We start from the raw sequence: 3,054 nt of genomic DNA, 5'->3' as shown, positions 1-3,054 counted from the left end.
GCGGTGCTGGACATCCCGCTGCTGTTCGAGTCCGGCAACGAGCGCCGCGTCGACGCGATCGCGGTGGTGAGCGCGCCGGCCTTCGTCCAGCGCGCCCGGGTGCTGGCGCGGCCCGGCATGACGCCGGGCAAGCTGGCGCAGATCCTGGCCCGCCAGATGCCCGACCGGGAGAAGCGCCGGCGCGCGGACTTCGTCGTGCCGACCGGCCTCGGCCGGGCGCCGACCCGCGCGGCGCTGGAACGGCTCGTCGCCGGGCTGAAGCCGCGCGAGGGCCGCGTCTGGCCGCCGCGCGGCTACGCGCCGATCCGGCGCTTGCGCTACGGGTCCGGCCGCCGCATGGTGGCGGTCCGGCCCGTGGGCCGGGAGGGATGACGGTCCGGCACGTCGGCCGGCAGGAGTGAGGACGGGAATGCTGCGCGAGATCGCCCTCGATACCGAGACGACCGGGTTCGACCCGCTGCAGGGCCACCGCATCGTGGAGATCGGCTGCGTCGAGCTGATCAACCACATGCCGACGGGCGCGCATTTCCACCGCTACATCAATCCCGAGCGCGACGTCCCGCCCGAGGCGGCGGCCGTCCACGGGCTGACCGCCGACCGCCTGGCGAACGAGCCGGTGTTCGCCGCGGTCGTCGGCGAGTTCCTGGACTTCGTCGGCGAGTCCCGGCTCGTGATCCACAACGCCGAGTTCGACATGCGCTTCATCAACGCCGAGCTGACGCGCCTCGGCCTGAAGACGCTGCCGATGACGCGCGCGCTCGACACGGTGGCGATGGCCCGCCAGAAGTTCCCGGGAGCGCCGGCCAGCCTGGACGCGCTGTGCCGGCGCTTCGGGATCGACAACTCCAACCGCGTGCTGCACGGGGCGCTGCTCGACGCCCAGCTCCTGGGCGAGGTCTATCTGGAGCTGTGCGGCGGCCGCCAGCCCGACCTGGTGCTGGGTGCGGCGCGCGGGGACGGCACGGCGGCGGGAACCGCCGGGATCGAGACGCCGCGCGCCTTCCGCGAACCGCGGCCGCACGCGCCCCTGCCCGAGGAGATCGAGGCCCACGCGGCGCTGCTCGACAAGCTGAAGGAACCGATCTGGCGCGCCGAGGCCTGAGCCCGGGGAGGCCGTCATGCCGTTCGCGGGTCTCCGCGTCGTCGTCACCGGCGCCGGCCGCGATTTCGGCCGCAGCCTCGCGATCCATTTCGCGCGCGGCGGCGCGCAGGTGTTCCTGTCGGCCCGCAGCCTGGACGCGGCGCGCCGGGTGGCCGACGAGATCGCCGGCCTCGGCCCTGGCGGGCGCGTTCATGCCTTCGGCTGCGACCTCGCACGCCCGGAGGAGGTCCAGCGCTTCGCGGCCGGTGTCGGCGACATCACCGGCCATGTCGACGTTCTCGTCAACAACGCGGCGCGCTGGCTGGAGGGCGAGGACCTGACCGCGGCGGCGGATGCCGACATCGTCGAGACGATCGCGTCGGCCGCGACCGGGACGATCCTGGCGGTGAAGCATTTCCTGCCGCTGCTGCGCGCCTCGGCACGCCCGGACATCGTCACCCTGGTGTCGTCCTGCGGGGTGCCGGGCTTCTCCGGCTCCCCCGCGCACGACGCCTTCTATGCCGCCAAGCACGCCCAGGCGGGGTTCGCGGACATCCTGGGCCGTCGGCTGCGCGCTGAAGGCATCCGGGTCATCTCGCTCTACCCGCCCGATTTCCGCAACCCCGACCCGCTCGGCCCCGACTGGGACGCGACGCCGCGCGGGCCCGGATCGGGGCTGGCCCCGCAGTCGCTGATCGACTGCATCGCCTTCGCGATCGGCCAGCCCCGGGATTGCTTCATCAAGTCCTTCCACTTCGAGCCGATGTGAGCGATCCGGCCGCCGCCGGCCGCGTCATAGTTCCGCGTCCGCTGCCCAGTGCAAGTACCAGTTGCCCGTCGCCACGATGGCCCCGGTGTCGCCGAGAAAGCCATTCGTGTTGACATGGCCGATACCGGCCGGCGCGTTGGCGTCGGCGACGCCGTCGGACCATCGTCCGACCGCTCCACCCTGCCTCGGATTGTAGAAGGTCACGACGGGAATGGCGCGCATCGGCACCGGGAAGGCCTGCATCTGGTATATGTGCCCGCTGACCTCGACGCGCGAGAAGAGGGCATTGCCGTAGACGTTCGTCCCGTCGTCGGGAGCCATTCCATAAGGCAGGCTCTTCGCGTAGTACCGTTGGCACAGCGTCAACTCGATCCCGAACGGCCGCCGCTCGAGAGGCGTGGCAACGGGGCCGAATTCCACCTGAACATTGGCAATGTCGAGGATATAGACCGCTCCCGAGTTGTCGCTCTTGTGAAGAACGAGGAAGTGGCCGGTGCCCAATGTCGCGGCCCCCTGGGGCGGAACGGTGTAGGTGAAGGTGAACTTCTGCCAAGCACTGGTCAGGCCGGCGCTGCCGATGCTTTCGTAGGCGGGACCCGACCCTCCGGCTCCATATTCACGCCCGATGAACCATGTCGTCGTCACGGGCGCTCCCGCCCGGGCATGGAAGCTGACCGTGATCCGCCGGCCGAAGAAGCGGGTCAGGTCTTCCATCCGGTGGTCGACGCGGTCCTGCGTCGTGGCCGTCGTCTTGGCGCAGCGCAGGAAGTAGCGGGGATTGTCGGGAACGTCCGTCTGGTCGGCTGGAAATTCCTGCCGCGACACGCTGTCGAAACCGGGCGTGTACCAGCGGTCGACCGTGTATCCCGTGGTATTCGAAAAGCTGGTGCCGCGCTGCCAAACGTCGAAGGCCGGGTTCATGACCGAGTTCCTGAAGCCGTGAAGCGGCCCGGCCAGTTGATAGCCGGTGCCGGCGGCGTCGACCTGGAGCGTCCTGCCCGCGTCGGCGGCGGTCGGCGCCGGCAGCGCCGGATGGAGCAGCCGGAAGCGCCCGCCGCCGGAGGCGTCGTACTTCACGCCGACGACGTGGCCGGGGCGCAGGTCGCCGGCGGCGAGCGGCACGGTGCCGTCGCCCCTGCGCAGGCTCACCGCCCCCGGCCCGGCGTCCAGGGTCACGGGCCCGGTGTTGGCGGCCGAGGCCAGG

At 71.4% G+C, this 3,054-nt stretch carries 4 protein-coding genes; 3 read left to right on the top strand and 1 reads right to left on the bottom strand.

Translation table 11 applies throughout. From position 1 onward, the window contains the following. The 3 genes from VGO20_RS14980 to VGO20_RS14970 all read left to right on the top strand — a co-directional run. A partial coding sequence (locus tag VGO20_RS14980; RefSeq protein ID WP_327503171.1) for a dephospho-CoA kinase occupies positions 1-372 on the top strand: 372 nt, incomplete at its 5' end. Positions 373-412: 40 nt separating this feature from the next. Further along, on the top strand, positions 413-1,102 hold the full coding sequence (gene dnaQ / locus VGO20_RS14975) for a DNA polymerase III subunit epsilon (protein ID WP_327503172.1): 690 nt from the start codon (positions 413-415) through the stop codon (positions 1,100-1,102). Positions 1,103-1,118: 16 nt separating this feature from the next. After that, positions 1,119-1,850, top strand: coding sequence for an SDR family oxidoreductase (locus VGO20_RS14970; protein WP_327503170.1), 732 nt, complete (start codon positions 1,119-1,121; stop codon positions 1,848-1,850). Between the two features lie 24 nt (positions 1,851-1,874). Here VGO20_RS14970 and VGO20_RS14965 read toward each other — a convergent pair. Next, positions 1,875-3,054 (bottom strand): hypothetical protein (locus tag VGO20_RS14965; RefSeq protein ID WP_327503169.1); only part of this gene is annotated, 1,180 nt, incomplete at its 5' end.

Source organism: Arenibaculum sp. (assembly GCF_035998295.1).
In the GTDB taxonomy this organism is placed as follows: Bacteria; Pseudomonadota; Alphaproteobacteria; order Azospirillales; family Azospirillaceae; genus DASYHS01.
This window is presented reverse-complemented; position numbering and strand designations above follow the sequence as displayed.